This is a genomic window from Sporofaciens sp. SGI.106 (assembly GCF_050314255.1).
Classification (GTDB): Bacteria; Bacillota; Clostridia; order Lachnospirales; family Lachnospiraceae; genus Claveliimonas.
On the sequence record NZ_JBNPMZ010000002.1, the window covers coordinates 128,563 to 143,072 of the forward strand.

At 38.1% G+C, this 14,510-nt stretch carries 20 protein-coding genes; all 20 read right to left on the minus strand.

All coding sequences use genetic code 11. The features are described from left to right. Position 1 precedes the first annotated feature (1 nt). Positions 2 to 268 (minus strand): hypothetical protein, encoded by a 267-nt coding sequence (locus ACQRCC_RS02320; RefSeq protein ID WP_427849203.1) that lies wholly within the window; start codon positions 266 to 268, stop codon positions 2 to 4. Between the two features lie 14 nt (positions 269 to 282). Continuing rightward, on the minus strand, positions 283 to 798 hold the full coding sequence (locus tag ACQRCC_RS02325; protein ID WP_427849204.1) for a hypothetical protein: 516 nt from the start codon (positions 796 to 798) through the stop codon (positions 283 to 285). A 21-nt stretch (positions 799 to 819) separates the two neighbouring features. Further along, positions 820 to 1,083, minus strand: coding sequence for a hypothetical protein (locus ACQRCC_RS02330; RefSeq protein WP_427849205.1), 264 nt, complete (start codon positions 1,081 to 1,083; stop codon positions 820 to 822). Between the two features lie 16 nt (positions 1,084 to 1,099). After that, a complete protein-coding gene (locus ACQRCC_RS02335; RefSeq protein ID WP_427849206.1) occupies positions 1,100 to 1,702 on the minus strand; it encodes a hypothetical protein in 603 nt (200 codons plus the stop codon). 2 nt (positions 1,703 to 1,704) lie between these two features. Further along, positions 1,705 to 2,088, minus strand: a complete 384-nt coding sequence (locus ACQRCC_RS02340) for a hypothetical protein (protein ID WP_427849207.1) — start codon at positions 2,086 to 2,088, stop codon at positions 1,705 to 1,707. Positions 2,089 to 2,091: 3 nt separating this feature from the next. Further along, on the minus strand, positions 2,092 to 2,517 hold the full coding sequence (locus ACQRCC_RS02345) for a hypothetical protein (protein WP_427849208.1): 426 nt from the start codon (positions 2,515 to 2,517) through the stop codon (positions 2,092 to 2,094). Position 2,518: 1 nt separating this feature from the next. Continuing rightward, on the minus strand, positions 2,519 to 2,935 hold the full coding sequence (locus tag ACQRCC_RS02350) for a hypothetical protein (RefSeq protein ID WP_427849209.1): 417 nt from the start codon (positions 2,933 to 2,935) through the stop codon (positions 2,519 to 2,521). Positions 2,936 to 2,939: 4 nt separating this feature from the next. Next, on the minus strand, positions 2,940 to 3,467 hold the full coding sequence (locus tag ACQRCC_RS02355; RefSeq protein WP_427849210.1) for a hypothetical protein: 528 nt from the start codon (positions 3,465 to 3,467) through the stop codon (positions 2,940 to 2,942). 18 nt (positions 3,468 to 3,485) lie between these two features. Further along, positions 3,486 to 4,493: a hypothetical protein gene (locus ACQRCC_RS02360; RefSeq protein WP_427849211.1), complete on the minus strand. Its 1,008-nt coding sequence runs from the start codon at positions 4,491 to 4,493 to the stop codon at positions 3,486 to 3,488. Positions 4,494 to 4,522: 29 nt separating this feature from the next. Then, positions 4,523 to 5,188 carry a phage scaffolding protein gene (locus ACQRCC_RS02365; protein WP_427849212.1) on the minus strand — a complete coding sequence of 222 codons (666 nt, stop codon included), beginning with the start codon at positions 5,186 to 5,188 and terminating at the stop codon, positions 4,523 to 4,525. A gap of 224 nt (positions 5,189 to 5,412) precedes the next feature. Continuing rightward, positions 5,413 to 5,583: a hypothetical protein gene (locus tag ACQRCC_RS02370; RefSeq protein WP_427849213.1), complete on the minus strand. Its 171-nt coding sequence runs from the start codon at positions 5,581 to 5,583 to the stop codon at positions 5,413 to 5,415. Between the two features lie 15 nt (positions 5,584 to 5,598). Next, on the minus strand, positions 5,599 to 7,293 hold the full coding sequence (locus ACQRCC_RS02375) for a phage minor head protein (RefSeq protein WP_427849214.1): 1,695 nt from the start codon (positions 7,291 to 7,293) through the stop codon (positions 5,599 to 5,601). Continuing rightward, on the minus strand, positions 7,286 to 8,749 hold the full coding sequence (locus ACQRCC_RS02380; RefSeq protein WP_427849215.1) for a phage portal protein: 1,464 nt from the start codon (positions 8,747 to 8,749) through the stop codon (positions 7,286 to 7,288). The genes ACQRCC_RS02375 and ACQRCC_RS02380 overlap by 8 nt, the downstream gene beginning before the upstream one ends. Next, entirely contained in the window at positions 8,718 to 9,083 is a 366-nt protein-coding gene (locus tag ACQRCC_RS02385; RefSeq protein WP_427849216.1) for a hypothetical protein, read from the minus strand. Before ACQRCC_RS02385 ends, ACQRCC_RS02380 begins: the two co-directional genes overlap by 32 nt. Continuing rightward, positions 9,071 to 10,408: a PBSX family phage terminase large subunit gene (locus ACQRCC_RS02390; RefSeq protein ID WP_427849217.1), complete on the minus strand. Its 1,338-nt coding sequence runs from the start codon at positions 10,406 to 10,408 to the stop codon at positions 9,071 to 9,073. The genes ACQRCC_RS02385 and ACQRCC_RS02390 overlap by 13 nt, the downstream gene beginning before the upstream one ends. Positions 10,409 to 10,419: 11 nt before the next feature. Further along, positions 10,420 to 10,923, minus strand: coding sequence for a terminase small subunit (locus ACQRCC_RS02395; protein WP_279207924.1), 504 nt, complete (start codon positions 10,921 to 10,923; stop codon positions 10,420 to 10,422). 233 nt (positions 10,924 to 11,156) lie between these two features. Next, complete coding sequence (locus ACQRCC_RS02400) at positions 11,157 to 11,609, minus strand: hypothetical protein (RefSeq protein WP_427849218.1); 453 nt, start codon at positions 11,607 to 11,609, stop codon at positions 11,157 to 11,159. Between the two features lie 292 nt (positions 11,610 to 11,901). Continuing rightward, positions 11,902 to 12,093 carry a hypothetical protein gene (locus ACQRCC_RS02405; RefSeq protein ID WP_427849219.1) on the minus strand — a complete coding sequence of 64 codons (192 nt, stop codon included), beginning with the start codon at positions 12,091 to 12,093 and terminating at the stop codon, positions 11,902 to 11,904. Then, on the minus strand, positions 12,090 to 12,290 hold the full coding sequence (locus tag ACQRCC_RS02410; RefSeq protein ID WP_427849220.1) for a hypothetical protein: 201 nt from the start codon (positions 12,288 to 12,290) through the stop codon (positions 12,090 to 12,092). The genes ACQRCC_RS02405 and ACQRCC_RS02410 overlap by 4 nt, the downstream gene beginning before the upstream one ends. 307 nt (positions 12,291 to 12,597) lie before the next feature. After that, positions 12,598 to 14,496 (minus strand): DNA primase family protein, encoded by a 1,899-nt coding sequence (locus tag ACQRCC_RS02415; RefSeq protein ID WP_427849221.1) that lies wholly within the window; start codon positions 14,494 to 14,496, stop codon positions 12,598 to 12,600. Between the last annotated feature and the right edge of the window lie 14 nt (positions 14,497 to 14,510).

The following is a 14,510-nucleotide window of genomic DNA, read 5'->3' on the forward strand; positions in this document are numbered from 1 at the left end:
ATTATTCAGGAATGAATGAATTCATTAATTCCATTGATTCTTTGACGGTTGTTTCAAGTTCCTTTTTGGAAATAGGTTGTTGCGGTTTTATTGATTCTTTGAAATCAGCAAAAGATTTATCAAATACCTTGGCAAGGAAATACTGCCACTGTTTTTCCTCTTCGGTCACATTCCAAATCATTGTTACAAATTCAGAAAAACTCCCGGCACTAATTACCTGATCAAGCAATAAAAAAGGACTTGTGTATCTGTGAAATACCAAGTCCATAAACTCTAATTCTCCTATTTGAGCAACTTTAAAGCAGCCTTCATAAAACCCATAAATTCTTTTCTGTTAAATACATCAACAACCAGTTCAAAGAACACATCCATAGGAAGATTTGAAACTTCTTCTTGTGTCTTTCCAATCAAATCTGCAAGAAAAACAAAAAGTTCTTCCCCAACATCCGGTAAACGTTCCAGAATCATATCAACTATTTTTAATACTACGCTGAATCCAACTGTTTCTGCCATATCTTCAATGTTTTCATTTTCGGAAAAAGAATCTGTGATTGCCTTAATGTCATTAGGTTCAAAGCATTTAGCAAAATCCTTCAATCCAATCTTTCTGATGATTTTTGTCATCTGAAAAATATCTTTTGCACACAATCCCCGAAGTGTATACATTTTTTCTGATATGGTTTCTGTAACATTTTCCTCTGTCACATCATTTACTGTCACACCTGTACCAAACATGGCTGCCGCCTGTACAGTGTTTGACTGATTCATCATTCCATTCATTACTTCATTCATGCTCATACTACAAAATCCTCACTTTCTTTATTTACTTCTTTTTCTTCTGCCTGTTGTTTTTACTGTTTCCGGCTGCTCTTCCTCAACCGATTCTTCATTCGTTTCCGAATTTACAAGTTCATTTTGTTCAGTTGGTTTAGTCTGTTCAGTTTCTTCTTCAACGATTTCAATAAAGTTACCTACTCTCAAAATCTCATTGATTCTATCAACAGATAAATCCAATTCATCACCAATACGATGAAGAATTTTTGAATGTTTATCATTGAACTGTTGTGTAACTCTTACTTTCATATACACCTACTCCTTCCTATACTGATGGTGTCGGATAGTAAATTTTATACGGTAATGTTGTCAGATCACCGCCAATCTTCTGACTGCATCTAAACGTATACTTACCAACACCCGCTGTTTTGTTTTTACCTTCAATTGACAGACCTGATGTACAAAGGGCGTTTTCCATAATGACAATAATTGGTCTACCTGTCAGGGTTTTACCAACAAAGGCAATGTTATCCCAGTAATCACCTTTTTCAATCTGACTTTTTGATATGATCAGACTATAGCCTTCAATATCACTATCTGTAGCCTGACCAATAACAGAAGCCTTGATAATATCAGGTGTCAGCTCCGCAAAATTGATTTCCATTGAAGCCGTTTCCCCTTGTTTCACATTGAGTTCAGCAACCGCTACTAACGCACCGTCTACCTCTACCTGTTCTACCTGCGGTACAATCTCAAATTTACTTCCCCCGGAAGTAGCGCCGGCAAGGGATTCAGCAAAATTCCATTTCTTTGTCTGTGTATTAAACTTTAACCCTTTGTGTATTGTACCTGCACCAAAAGGAATATTTCCTGGCGTGTTTTCTGTAACACCGCTTGACTTAAATTCAGAACCTAAAATCTCAGACATGTTTATACCACCTTCCACAATTTTACTGATAAGTTAATCTGTATCTTATAAAGTTCTTCTTCCCCGGTAGGTACATAGAATGAACTACTATAAAAAATCGCAACCACTGAACCGCTGTTCAATGTTGCGATCTTTCCATTTACCGGGTCAAACTCTTTTTCAATTAAACCTCTCATTCTTTCCAGTTGCATTCGAGCATCTTTTCCACGACCAAATCCAGTCAGAATAAAAGTTTTTTCTTCTTCATTGTTTTCTAATATGGGTTCAAACTCATTGTATTCCCCAATAAAATAAGGGTAGGAAACAGGTTGTGTCCATTCTAAAAATTCGTAAGGAACCCCCATTGTTTCCAATTCAGAGTTCATAAAATTTAAGACTTCTTCCATTTCCTACCCTCCAATCTTACTTTTTAGTATTTCGCCGTAACGCTTTATTAGCTTATTTTTCAATGCAGTAAAAGCATTGTGTAACGGTCTGTTTGGGGTTTTTCCTTTTGTATAATAAAACTCCCCTTTCGGTGCTTGATATACCCAACCGCCTTTTCTACCGTCACCATGCAGCGCATATTCACCAGTTCCAAACTCTTCCCAGATAGCGTTTTCAAAATTACTACCTATCTGTCCATACTGTTCACCCGCCATGAAGCTGCCACTGATCTTATAATCATAAGACCCTTTTGTCTGTCCAGTATCAACTCTTGAATTTCTTCTTGTCCTTGCTTGAATTTCACCACACGCTTCATGTAAAAATGCTTCCCCTGCTTCATACAACGCTTCTTTGACCTTAACCCTGTTATCTTCAAATTCCAACGACATACTACTGACCTCCTATAAACCTAAGATAGATTTCAAGGTGTTCATTCATGTTCATTGGGTTATCAATCAATAGAATTTCATACACCAAACCTTTAATTACCATCCTTGCATTTTCACTTGTAGCATCAACAACAGTGTCCTGTTCTTCTTTATTGATGACGCCTGTCAGGAAACTAAATGGATCCCACACCCATTTAGTAGATAGGGCTTTCAGGCTGACGAAATCACACAAAAAAATATGTGTACTTTCCTGAATTTTTGCATTGAATATATTATGTTTTGAATCACCTGCCGACAGGTCTAACCAACCGTGAAGTGATGTGCAATCAACCCAATCATATTCAAATGCACCTATGCCATTTTTAACCCCGTTTCCTTTCACCTGTAATAATGCATAAATGTTACCGCCAATACTCATATAACTAAAATCTCGCCTTTATATAAGGTTTTAAGAATCCAAGTAGGGCAACAGGATAACCCATCACTTGGTTATTCGCATCCTGATCAAAGTAACTTACGCTGTGTCTTGACAATGTTTCAGATTTAATACCCACCTTCTGTCTATTTTTGATTTCCCATTTCAGCATATCAACCACACCAGATTTCACGTCAGACGGGTATTCAACCTTTGTCACAAGGTTGTCAGAATATCGGTATAAATCCTTATTTACTCTGATGAAATCATCACCTATCTCTGTAATGGAATACAGTCCATCATTCACTTGTGACTGTGAAATCTGGACTGTATCACCAACTTTCAGAAAATCGGATGTACCAAGTAAGCGGTTCCCAAGACTTTCGGCTGTAAATCTTACATAGCGGTTTTGAAAATTGTTGTTGGTGTATGCTCTGATCAGAAGTTCAACAGCATCCAGTTTTTCAGCAATCACTGATTCTGTCTGACCGACAAATTCAGGTAATTTCATCACCTTATCTACTGAAACAATCATCAGATACACCCCTCTTTCTTACGCTGTCGGAACACCAACCTTGGACTTAATCAGACCCATTTTTACATTTTTTGGATTGAATTTCAGGCTGTAGTTTGCCTTATTACCAAGTTCCGCAAAGGTCGGGGATTCCTTTGCAATATTATCAACTGCAAGGGAAAGACCATTCGGATGCAGAACCTTACCCTGCTTAGTGTAGAATTTTTCAACACCTGCAGAAGATTCCGGGTCATAGTTGGTTGTATACTGGTTTTTGTAGTTTTTCTTTTCGCAAGAAAGAAAAGCACCTTCACCAAACAGATACGTGCTGTATGTTCCGTCAGACAGGGTGAAACGATCGGTAACAAGTACGTGCTTACCTGCGATTGTCGGCAGTGTGATTTCTTTCTGAATAACACCGTTTATAACATACTTATCATAATCAACCATTTCTAACTTTTTGTATTCTTTGAAGATCATGGAATGCATTACAAGCAGACCAAGACCACCCGCCATATCACCAAGGGCAGCCTGTTCAACGTCATAAATTGAGCCCTCATCAATGGCTTTACTGTCTTTTGCCAGATCAAGAACATGACTGGAAAGTGTAGAAACGGAAAGAACAGCGTTTGCAATGTTCATCATTTCATTTTCCCATACCTGATTGTAATATCCGGCAATCTTATTTCTGATATGGGTCATAGGGTCAGCCCCTGTCAGTTCCTTTGTAAAATCTTTTGCCTTGAATGCTTTCATTCTCTGAATCAGCATACAGGTCTGCTTATCACCGCTGATCTCTGCCGGAGTATTGTCAGTAAGACCATCGTTGTTCAGCGGTGCCATACCGTCCTCATTTGCGTCCAGTGGCTTATAGATAGGGATAGTTGCCACGTTGCCCTTTTCACCAATCAAATCCATGATAGACTGATCGTTCTGCACAATGCCGGATGCAATAACAGGGGTTGACCAATAGTCTGCTTCCTGCATCATCCCGGCAAAAACTTCTTCATCAAATTCAAATCCACCAAAATTACCTGTTCTCGGCATTATTTATTCACCTTTACCTTTCATAAAAATTAGTGTGTATTCAACTGTTTAAACAGTTCAGGGTTTTCCTGTTTGATTTTCAAACGTTCAGCATAACCCATTGCAAGGAACTGTTCTTTGGTGACCGTCTTATTGTTGTCGCCGCCCGGAAGGTTGTTTTCAAACACCTTTCGGTTGTTGTTCTGCTGCTGATTGTTGGATGCTCCAAACATGGAAGGAAGCTGTGTTTTCAGACCTGAAATAAGATCAGCTTCACCCTTGATCTTTCCATCATCACCAAGTTTGATTTCACCCTTTTCCTTTGCTTTGAAAACCAGATAATCAACATCAACTGCACCTGCTGCTGCAAGTGCAAATTTCAGTGCGTTATCAGTTTTAAGGGTTTCATTTTCTTTTTTCAGCTTTTCAATCTCTGCTTCATAGTCGGTGATTTTCTGCTGCAAACCTTCATCTTTCCCGGTTGACTTCTTCAATTCTTCAATCAAACCGTTTGCCTTTTCCAGTTCAGAAGTTTTCCCAGACAGATCAGTTTCAAGAGCGGTGTATTTGTCCTTTGACACATACCCACCTTCTGACAGATCAGCAAAACGGACATGTTTCAGTTTGTCAGTCTCCCCTTCATTAACCTTTGCGATTGCGCCCATAACCGCTTTCAATACATCAGGTGAATCTTTTAACAGTTCTTCCAATTTCATGCTTTTCATCCTTTCTTTCTGGAACTGCGTGTTCCATCATGTCAGTTTTTCTCCCATGACAAGGGGTATTTCAGCAGCAGTTTAAACGTCATAAGCCTTTCGGACAATAAAAAAAAGACCGTATGTGTTACAGCCTTAATTTACATTAGATTGTACTGTCAGACCTCATATAACTGTCATATAAGCACGAAAAAAGCACATGTGAATATTTCATCACAAGTGCTTTAATACTTAGTAACAATGTCATTATCATCTGGTTCAGATTTAACCAGTCCAAAAAATTCTTCAAATTCTTTTTTCGCCCAATCCGGTGCATCTTTTTTTACACACCATTTCTCTGTTTCATCGTCAATGTATGCATATCCTTCTGCAATACACTTTGGTTCACCAATCATATTATTCACCTCTTGCTATGGATTCGGTATCAACACTCTTTTACCGTCTGTACTCATTTGAGTATTTTTCAATAATGCGTCTAATTTTTTACCAAAAATCTGAGCAAATTCACGCGGATCCTCACCACCATAATACTCTGCAAAAGTTTCTGCAAAACATTCTGATTCAGAAGTCATTCCATACCGACTAACTTCATCACAGTCTTTTTGCAAACCCGCATATGTTGTTTTAAGGTATTCTGGATGTGATTTCTTATATTCATCCACGCATTCCTGAATAAAGTCATGCTCCCATCTTCTTCCACGAACAGCGCAAACACTATTCGACACATAATGACCGTATTCATGAACAAACGTTTTACGGGTAGTAGCATTTGCTACTGTCCATTTACTCTTTTTTGCAGATTTTTCATATTGTTCAAAAAATGATTTGTTTGTGTGATATTGACCGTTCAAAGCCAATTCAACAGGTGTTCCATTCACATAATACTGAAAATACCCAACAGCGTTCTTCATACCGGACGGTGCTTTTACAACCAATTTGGGAAGTTTTTGAGGGTTCATCTTCACAAATACCGGATATTCCTTTTCAAACGCATCTATCCAACTAACTGCATCACAAAGAATATCTTGATCAATCGGATATTTCCTTGAATCTGAAAAAGATATTCCGTATTTATTGGACAGTGCATTGACGGCTTCCTTTTTTGTTTTGTAGTTCTGTGAAAAATTTATACCCTGCCAATTTCCACTCTTCACATCTATTGTATCAGCATTATCAGGAATATGTAAATATTTCTGCTTGAAGTCTGCAAAATCAGAACTTTTGTCAAGTCCAAAATATGCGGCGCGTTCTTTCAGTTCATTTAGTTCATCTTCGTCTAAAGCCCATCTTGCGCGTTGTAGCAGACAACATCTACAATTACAATCTTCTGAAGCTCTACCAAAATGCCCCGGCGCAGATGCGGTTATACCGTCAACCTCAAAATCTTCTTCAAGTTCCCTGATCTGTCCATCTAACCGTCTGTGATGGGGTCTTGTCCGGTTATCAAGGGTTGAATCCCACTGTTTCAAAACATCGGCACCCTTTGCTTTTGCGGAAAATTGTGCATCAAGAGCTGACCGCTGTTGTATACGGTGACCTTCTGTTCGGGAAATTCTAATCGCATTATTGATTGCTTTCTTAAATGGACTATTCATACCCTTTGCAATATGTACTGCCATCTGATTCCATGTTGAACCATTTGCGATTCCTCTTGAAAGTTCAGCCCTTATTGAACGCTTTAAATAACCAACATCTTCACCTAATCTGTCATATAGCCCTTTGGAAAGTTTACTATCAGTCTGCAATGCTTTCACAACCTGCTCCTGATTGATTGGCATGATAATCGGTATCCCCTGCTGATGCAGGTCATACATTACACCAACGTAACCGTTGTGATAAGACTTTTGAAGATAATCAGCAATAGAAGTAAACTCTTCTGACTGCAAATTATCAAGAACCCCATCAAGCTGCTTTTTTAATGCTTCCTGATGCTGTTTCTGGTATATGATGGATTGCAGGTTTTCCATGTCTGTTCTTCTTGATAGGTCAATGATTTTGTTGATGCAATCATCTTGGGCTTGACCATAAACCAGTTTTAGTTGCCTAATGATTTTCTTTTCATCGTTTATCTGTGCCTGCATCACTTCTTTCTGTTCCTTATTCACCAGAATCACCACCAGTATCATCAGGAACTACGCTATTCAAAAGCTGTTCATCCTGTTCCGTCTTAACGGCTTCATTTTCCGGCAGCTTATCGGCAATTTCATCATAGTCAATATCAAGGATTTCACAGATTGCCCTGATGATGGTTTCCTGATCAAGAACATTTGCCAAACCAAGAAGAATATTGATTTCTACCTGTTTTCGCTGTGCTTCTGTAAGTTCATTCTGTTCATTTTCCTGTTCATTACTCATAACCTCATGAGTGAACTTAAAATAAACATCCTCAATCTGATAATCTGTTCCATTCTGCTGATTGATTTCATCAATGACAACCTTCACAATTTTACGCAAAAACCGCTTGATGTTACGTTCCAAATGCTTACAACGTAAATCCAAAAGGGAATATGCTGCCTTTATTGCAATATTGGTTGTTGCAGACGTATCTTTCAGACCTGACAGATTCAGACCCATACCAAAACGATAAATGTTCTTTTCATCCAGTTCCAATTTCACCTTCCTGGCTTCATATGGAACATCAACGGTATGTACTTCAATACCACCTTCTGAACCAACACCAACAATCTTTTTTGTTTTCAGGTTCTGCTGCAATTCATCCAGATTGTCACCTTCAAACCCCTTCACGGCATACAACGGGTGGTCAAAGTCAATCAGGTTATTTGAAAGACTGCTTGCCATCAGGTCATAATCATCAATCAAATCCTTGACAGCTTTCAGGTTGGAAGTCTGCTTTTTGTTGTTGTCCAAACGGAAGAAAGGAACAAAACCAAGGCTTTCATAATAGGTGTGTTCATCACCTTCCACCTGATATAAGGTGTGCGGTCTTGGGTTGATTTTCTCATTTGGGTCTTTTACAATTTCCCCTTCTTCATCCTGAACATAGTAATAAACCTGTTCATCGTCCCAATCCATGATTTTCTTGATTCTGTGACCTTCCTTATCAATTCGGTCAATATACCAGTAAATCACATGGTCTTTTTTATCATCAGCAAACCGGGCTTCTACTTCTACAACACCAATGCTATCTGCACAGGTGAATTTCATGCAATCGTTGCTGTCTTTCATTGCATACATATATGCAAAACCTTTTGTCTGACAGTCCGTCACAACACCTGACAATTCATCAATAAAATCATCGTTGTAATTGAACCTGTTATCAAGTTCATCCTGTAATTCAGGAACATTTGAAAAAACAAATGCTTCACCTGAAAGTGTGTATTGTGTTCCCTGCTCTGTCAGTTCTTTAAAGAATGGGTGTGGTATTCGTACATTTGCCCTTGAATGATCTTCTACAAGCTGACCGTCAGAATTGTAATAAAACAATCTTAAATTTTTAATATCATGATCACCGTCAAAATATCGTTCACCGATACGGGCAAAATGCTTTTTTGCTGATGCATTATCTTCATCAATGAACATTTTGATTTCTTCTGTTGTCAACACTCAATACCACCCCTTTCATTATCTGATCAGCAAGGTCAATAATTTCATCTGCATGGGTTCCAAAAAAATCGCACATGGCTTCTTCACCTTCTACCGTATGACCATAAGAAAACAAAAAAGCGTGAACCAGTTCATGAATTACTGTTGACCTTGCAACAGATTCAGAAAGTCCGGCACGAATACTGATTTTACCCTTTGCATATTCAGTTAATCCAAAGTTTATATGATTTTTGTCAGGGTTCATTTTTTTTGCATCGGCATTTACCAATTTCACCTTCCAAATATCATTGTATATTTTTACTTTCATGCTCCACCTTTCTAAACCATCCACTTGCCACCTTTTGCAATATACTTTTCAAGTGCATACCGCATTGCATCCATCAAGTGGTTAAAATCATCAATAGGGCGGTTCAGTTTGTTTCCAAACTTGTCCTTATCCCAAGTATAGTTGCTAATCTCTGTCAGGAAGTTCACACATCTTGGATGAATAATAATTTCAAAATCCTGAATGAACTGAATACCAGTGTTCACACTGTCTTTTCCCTTTTCAGCACCCTTGACCCTAAGACCAAGCCCTTTCAACTGGTCAATAGATTTTGGTTCTGCTGAATCAGCAACAATTTTCTCTTTTGCATACCCCATTTCAGTGATATTCTGATAAATCTTTTCATTGGAAAGACCTGCTGAATACATTTCATCCCAAACAAAGATTTTCTTATTCTGAACATCAATGAACCCACAAAACAATGCAGAAGGGTCATTTGTATAGCCAAAGTCCAGACCAAAGGCAGATTCAATTTTGTATTGCTGCCTGATCTGTTCCAGTGTAAACGCTTCTTCTTTCCAGTTCTCATAAACAAGCCCGTCAACAATACCCCAATCACCAAGACCTGCAACATTGTACCGCCTTGGGTTCTGTTTCCGCATTGTTTCAAACACTTTCAAGTCAGCCTTGTCCAACCATTCATTGCATTTATAGTTGGTGGTCATTGCCAGTGTTTCATCATCCGGGTTATCAAAGAATCGTTTTTTCAACCAATGGTGTTCATTCCAAGGGTTGAAAGTAAGGGTGATCTGTTTGAACAGGTCTGAACCTTCCGGGATAGCACCACGGATAGATTCATCAAGCATATTAAAATCATCTTCACTGCTGATTTCATATGCTTCTTCAATCCACATCCAACACAATACACCCTGATCAACGGTGATTGATGTTACTTTCAGCGGATCGTCAAGCCCACGAAAATAGATTTTCTGACCAGTTGGTTTATAGGTCATTTCAAGGGGGCTTTCCTTTATATCCCAAAAAGCATCAACACCCAAACGGTGAATAGCCCATTTCAATTCAGTGAAACAGGAATCTTTCAGGGTTCTGTAAGTCTTTCTGACAACAAGTGTATTTGCATCGGGGTATTTCATCATGTTTGTGATGTACCACAATGCGGTTGTCTTTGATTTCTTGGAAGCACGAGAACCCTTTACGGCTCTGTATCTTCCTTTCCATTTCCAGAAAGTGCCGTAACCTTTTCCAACTACTTCCGGCAGACTTACGATTTTTTTACCGTTTGATTTTTTCGGTTTATAATCTTCCGGGTACAGAATGTATTTCATGTACCCAAAAACGTGCTGTGAAGAAATATGCTGCTGTTTTCTCATGCAGCACCACCTTAATCTTCAAGGGCATCTTCACCAGATATGACAATGGGGGTTGTAATGTTCAGGTCAACCTTGTCATTCCACATACCCAAATGCTTACCTAACAATTCCAGTGCTTTCAGCTTTGAACCAATTTTCACTTCACGTTCAACACTTCCACCAAATTCATTATCACTTTCTTTGTACTTGATGGATTCAATGCAAGCCAAATCATCATCAGTTGCGGTTCCTTTGATTCTTCCATGATCGTCAACAATGTCTGTCATTTTCACAAAAGCAATCTTTGCAAGTTCTAAAACAACCCTGTCTTGGTTAATTCCAGTTCGTTTTGACCGTTCAGCCATACGTTTAGCAATAGCCTGTTGAACCATAACATTTGATAACAAACGTGATGCCTGTTCTTGTGCTGTCTTTACTGAATAACCTGCCCTAATGGCTGCCTGTGTACCATTCAGATCAATCAGGTATTCATCAACAAAACGCTGTCTTTGTTCGCTTAACTGCCTTTTTGCCATCAGATACACCGCCTTTCATCGTTTTTTATAACAAAAACTGCTGCAAGGTAGGAGGTTCACCGGGTCAACCACGTCCGGCTATAAAGCACCCTTGCAGCAGATAGACAATAAGCAAATTAAAAATGCAGAAGAAAATTATTTTCTTCTGCAAGATTTACACATCATACAATATACATTGAAAATATGATAAGTACAATATATCTTCATATACAAAACTATACAACAAACTACATTTAACACAAGTAAGTAAGATTTTCATGCGTTTCTTCAAATGCTGCAAGTGCTTTTTTATGTACATCAAGTACAAAATTATAAGAACGTTTCATTTCCTGTGAAGCAGCTTTCAAACTTTTGAACTGCACATATACTTTGAATAATATCTGTACATAATAAATGTTATGTAATTCCCTGATTTCTCTAATGATCTGTTCTTTCGCATCAACAAAACGGTCAATTTCTGCGTTTATCTGTTCATTAAAGGCAATATACCTGGAAACATCAGAACATAATTTGTCACCTACTGGTGAAGTCTGCACACGTTCCCTACTGTAATCAATACCGCCTGTACTGTATGCATCGGCTTTCATTTGTTCAAGCCGTTCTAAATCCTGATTAATCTGCTCATCAATAAATTCTAACTGACTAAGATATTGTTTTGCAGATAATGATTTTTTCTCTTTACTCACGTTTACAACCTCACTTTCTACACTTTGGTTACACTTGGTTACGGTTAAAAATCATATAAAAATACCCTGAAACCCTCGATTTTACTAGATGTTACGGTTGTCTACGGTTACACTTAAATTCTATATTCTTATATTTTTACTTTTTTATGATATGTATGATATATATGAATAAATAATTTATTAAGAAAATTACATTTAACCGTAGACAACCGTAACCGCCTTATTTTATAAGGCTTTTAACCGTAGACGCAAACTGTAACCAAGTGTAACCAACTATAACCACCAACCACTACTATTTAGATTCCCAAGAAAACCTTTCGTGCCATATTTGATTTTCAGCAATCGGTTTAAAATTTTGTTTACATACTTTAGCGTCACCCTTTTGCCTGTGATTTGGTCTTGGGTCAATACCTGCCATGCACATACAGTATTCATCATTATCATATAACTCTGTGCATCTGCTGCATTGATATGCTTTCATCATTTAAACACCCTTCCTGATTTCTTATGTTTCAATGTTACCCTTCCAATTATTTCAAATCCGGCAAGGTCAACCAACAGCCTGAATGATTGGATAACCTTATGATTCAGTTTTTCAACATCCTGTTCTTCTTTGGTTGTTGCTGCCATTGCAGCCCCGGCAGTTGGGTCAACATATCCTTCACAATTTTTGTATGCCACTTCATTACACCCTTTCCATGAACTTTTTCATAATACCATCAGCCCAGCTTTTACGCATCCCGCAACTACTTACCAGTCTGCATTTATCAGACGTTGCGTGCTTACATTTATCGTTTTTGGTACATCCTTTACAAGCACAATCTTTTTTACATGCGTCACATTTCGTCATCATTTATCTTATACCTCTCATCAATATTTCTACTTTTCGGTTTCGGTAATGAGTCACCGTCTTTTGCTGATCTTGCAATTGCAAAACAAAATAGAAGCCAAAACAGAACAATTACCAGAATTACAAACTTCATATTTTTCACCCCTTCACAAAAATTCTTATTGATTTTCTGTCTATTTTTGTCACCGTTGTGGTAAATCCTAACCGTTTATTGATCTGCTTGCTAAATACAATCTTTGACATTGGCTGCATACAGTTTTCTGCACAAAATACTTGATAACGCTTGTACACATCAGCAGTTGGTTCATTTTCAATCATTTCAACACCACAATCTGAAATGAATGCAATGATTGGGTTATTTTCTTCTTCATATTCATCCAACTGTTGCTGAACTTTTTCTGACTTGCTGAACTCGTCATTTTCAAGAATACGCTTCAAACCTTCCACACCCAATCTGATCAGATATTCAAGTGAACTTTGTTCAACCAGTTCATACTTTATGAACGGGTTATAATCAGGGTCAGGTTCACCATTTGGTAATGTCTTTGAAAATCTTGCATTGAACGGAATTATGACCAATCTTCTAAGTACAGCCCCTGTTTTATCCTTCATTCTTGGTATGTCATTTGCACTGAACAAAAGTTTAATGTATGGGTTGAACTCAAACGGGTCTTGACCCTTTCTTTCTGCTTTTATACGGTTACCTGTGACAACCTTTTTAAATATTGACACCTGCGAACCTTGCAGGAAATCATCACCAATATCATCACCGATATTCGCAAGTTTTCCGAACATCATTGAAGTGCTGAACCTGTCACCAAGTTCTTTCAAATCAAGTGCAGAAACATTCTGTTCACCAAGGATTGCTTTGACACAATCAAGGAATGTACTTTTTCCGTTTGATTTGTCACCAGTCAGAATGAATGCTTTTCCTAGTTCATTTCTTCTGTAAAAACAGTAACCAATGCATTCTTCCAACAGTGACCTGATAACCTGATCACCGCATGAAAGTTTGTTCAGTGTTTTATCAGCAAGTTCATTGTATGCATCCGGCATATAGTTCCAAGGTATCTGATTTGTAACAACCAGATCAGGGGTGAAAGGTAATAGGCTACCTGTGACTATATCCAACACCCCGTTCAGAAAAGCAATATACCTTGCATCAGCAGCAGGTTTTTCATCAACAATCAATTCCATATAGTCAAGAACTTCACGTCTTTGTGTTTTTCTCAAATTTGGTATCTGCTGAATCATTGCTGCTTCGATGGTTTTATATCCGTTCACATAGATACCACCATGATAAATGTGCAACTGACCATTGATCTTTATCACATAATTGTTGTTTTTCAGGTAATTTGCAAAACGGTCAAACATGAACGTTTTGTCATTGAAGAAAACAGGTTTCTGAAATGCTTCATCCCTAAGAACAACTTCCAGTTCTTCATCAGGAAGCGGTTCTTTCAGAACGTATTTATTCAAAATTCTGATTGCTTCCCGTGTTTCATCAACTGTGAAATCATTTGAAGTCAATGTCAGTATGTAATTAAACAATGCCTGATTCCTTCCATCACCTGCATCCATATCAAGGAAGTCAGCGGTTGCACGCACAGGAAACAGCCATTTGGGAATTTCCTGATAAGTGCAATCATCTTCAATATCCCACTCAATGAACCGTTCTTCACCATCTATTTTTATGACCTCATATGAAGAACGGGAACCAAGTTTAATATCAGCGGTCAGACCTATTGCAAGCGGTACGTGTGTGCGGTTTCTTGATACGCTGTGATTTTTGAACAGAAAGTGTCTACCCCTTGATGTTTGGTATACTCTGCAATCAAGCTGATAATCCTCCACAATGTTCATCAGAATTTCAGACTGTTCAGCATCATCAATATCAATCAGGATGGTATCATCAGCAAGAACCCCGGCAAACCCCGGTAAATCCTTCACTTCTTCATATGTTCTGTATTTTGTTCTGTCTTTAAATGGTTCAATCGCCGCTTTTCCTTTCGATTTGATATAACCTTTGTAAAGCATCCTGATCACCTGCC

Bases quoted from the DNA above. Each gene is read 5' to 3' on its own strand.
- ACQRCC_RS02320 (WP_427849203.1), bottom strand. From the start codon at position 268: ATGGACTTGGTATTTCACAGATACACAAGTCCTTTTTTATTGCTTGAT.
- ACQRCC_RS02325 (WP_427849204.1), bottom strand. From the start codon at position 798: ATGAGCATGAATGAAGTAATGAATGGAATGATGAATCAGTCAAACACT.
- ACQRCC_RS02330 (WP_427849205.1), bottom strand. From the start codon at position 1,083: ATGAAAGTAAGAGTTACACAACAGTTCAATGATAAACATTCAAAAATT.
- ACQRCC_RS02335 (WP_427849206.1), bottom strand. From the start codon at position 1,702: ATGTCTGAGATTTTAGGTTCTGAATTTAAGTCAAGCGGTGTTACAGAA.
- ACQRCC_RS02340 (WP_427849207.1), bottom strand. From the start codon at position 2,088: ATGGAAGAAGTCTTAAATTTTATGAACTCTGAATTGGAAACAATGGGG.
- ACQRCC_RS02345 (WP_427849208.1), bottom strand. From the start codon at position 2,517: ATGTCGTTGGAATTTGAAGATAACAGGGTTAAGGTCAAAGAAGCGTTG.
- ACQRCC_RS02350 (WP_427849209.1), bottom strand. From the start codon at position 2,935: ATGAGTATTGGCGGTAACATTTATGCATTATTACAGGTGAAAGGAAAC.
- ACQRCC_RS02355 (WP_427849210.1), bottom strand. From the start codon at position 3,467: ATGATTGTTTCAGTAGATAAGGTGATGAAATTACCTGAATTTGTCGGT.
- ACQRCC_RS02360 (WP_427849211.1), bottom strand. From the start codon at position 4,493: ATGCCGAGAACAGGTAATTTTGGTGGATTTGAATTTGATGAAGAAGTT.
- ACQRCC_RS02365 (WP_427849212.1), bottom strand. From the start codon at position 5,188: ATGAAATTGGAAGAACTGTTAAAAGATTCACCTGATGTATTGAAAGCG.
- ACQRCC_RS02370 (WP_427849213.1), bottom strand. From the start codon at position 5,583: ATGATTGGTGAACCAAAGTGTATTGCAGAAGGATATGCATACATTGAC.
- ACQRCC_RS02390 (WP_427849217.1), bottom strand. From the start codon at position 10,408: ATGAGAAAACAGCAGCATATTTCTTCACAGCACGTTTTTGGGTACATG.
- ACQRCC_RS02395 (WP_279207924.1), bottom strand. From the start codon at position 10,923: ATGGCAAAAAGGCAGTTAAGCGAACAAAGACAGCGTTTTGTTGATGAA.
- ACQRCC_RS02405 (WP_427849219.1), bottom strand. From the start codon at position 12,093: ATGATGAAAGCATATCAATGCAGCAGATGCACAGAGTTATATGATAAT.
- ACQRCC_RS02415 (WP_427849221.1), bottom strand. From the start codon at position 14,496: ATGCTTTACAAAGGTTATATCAAATCGAAAGGAAAAGCGGCGATTGAA.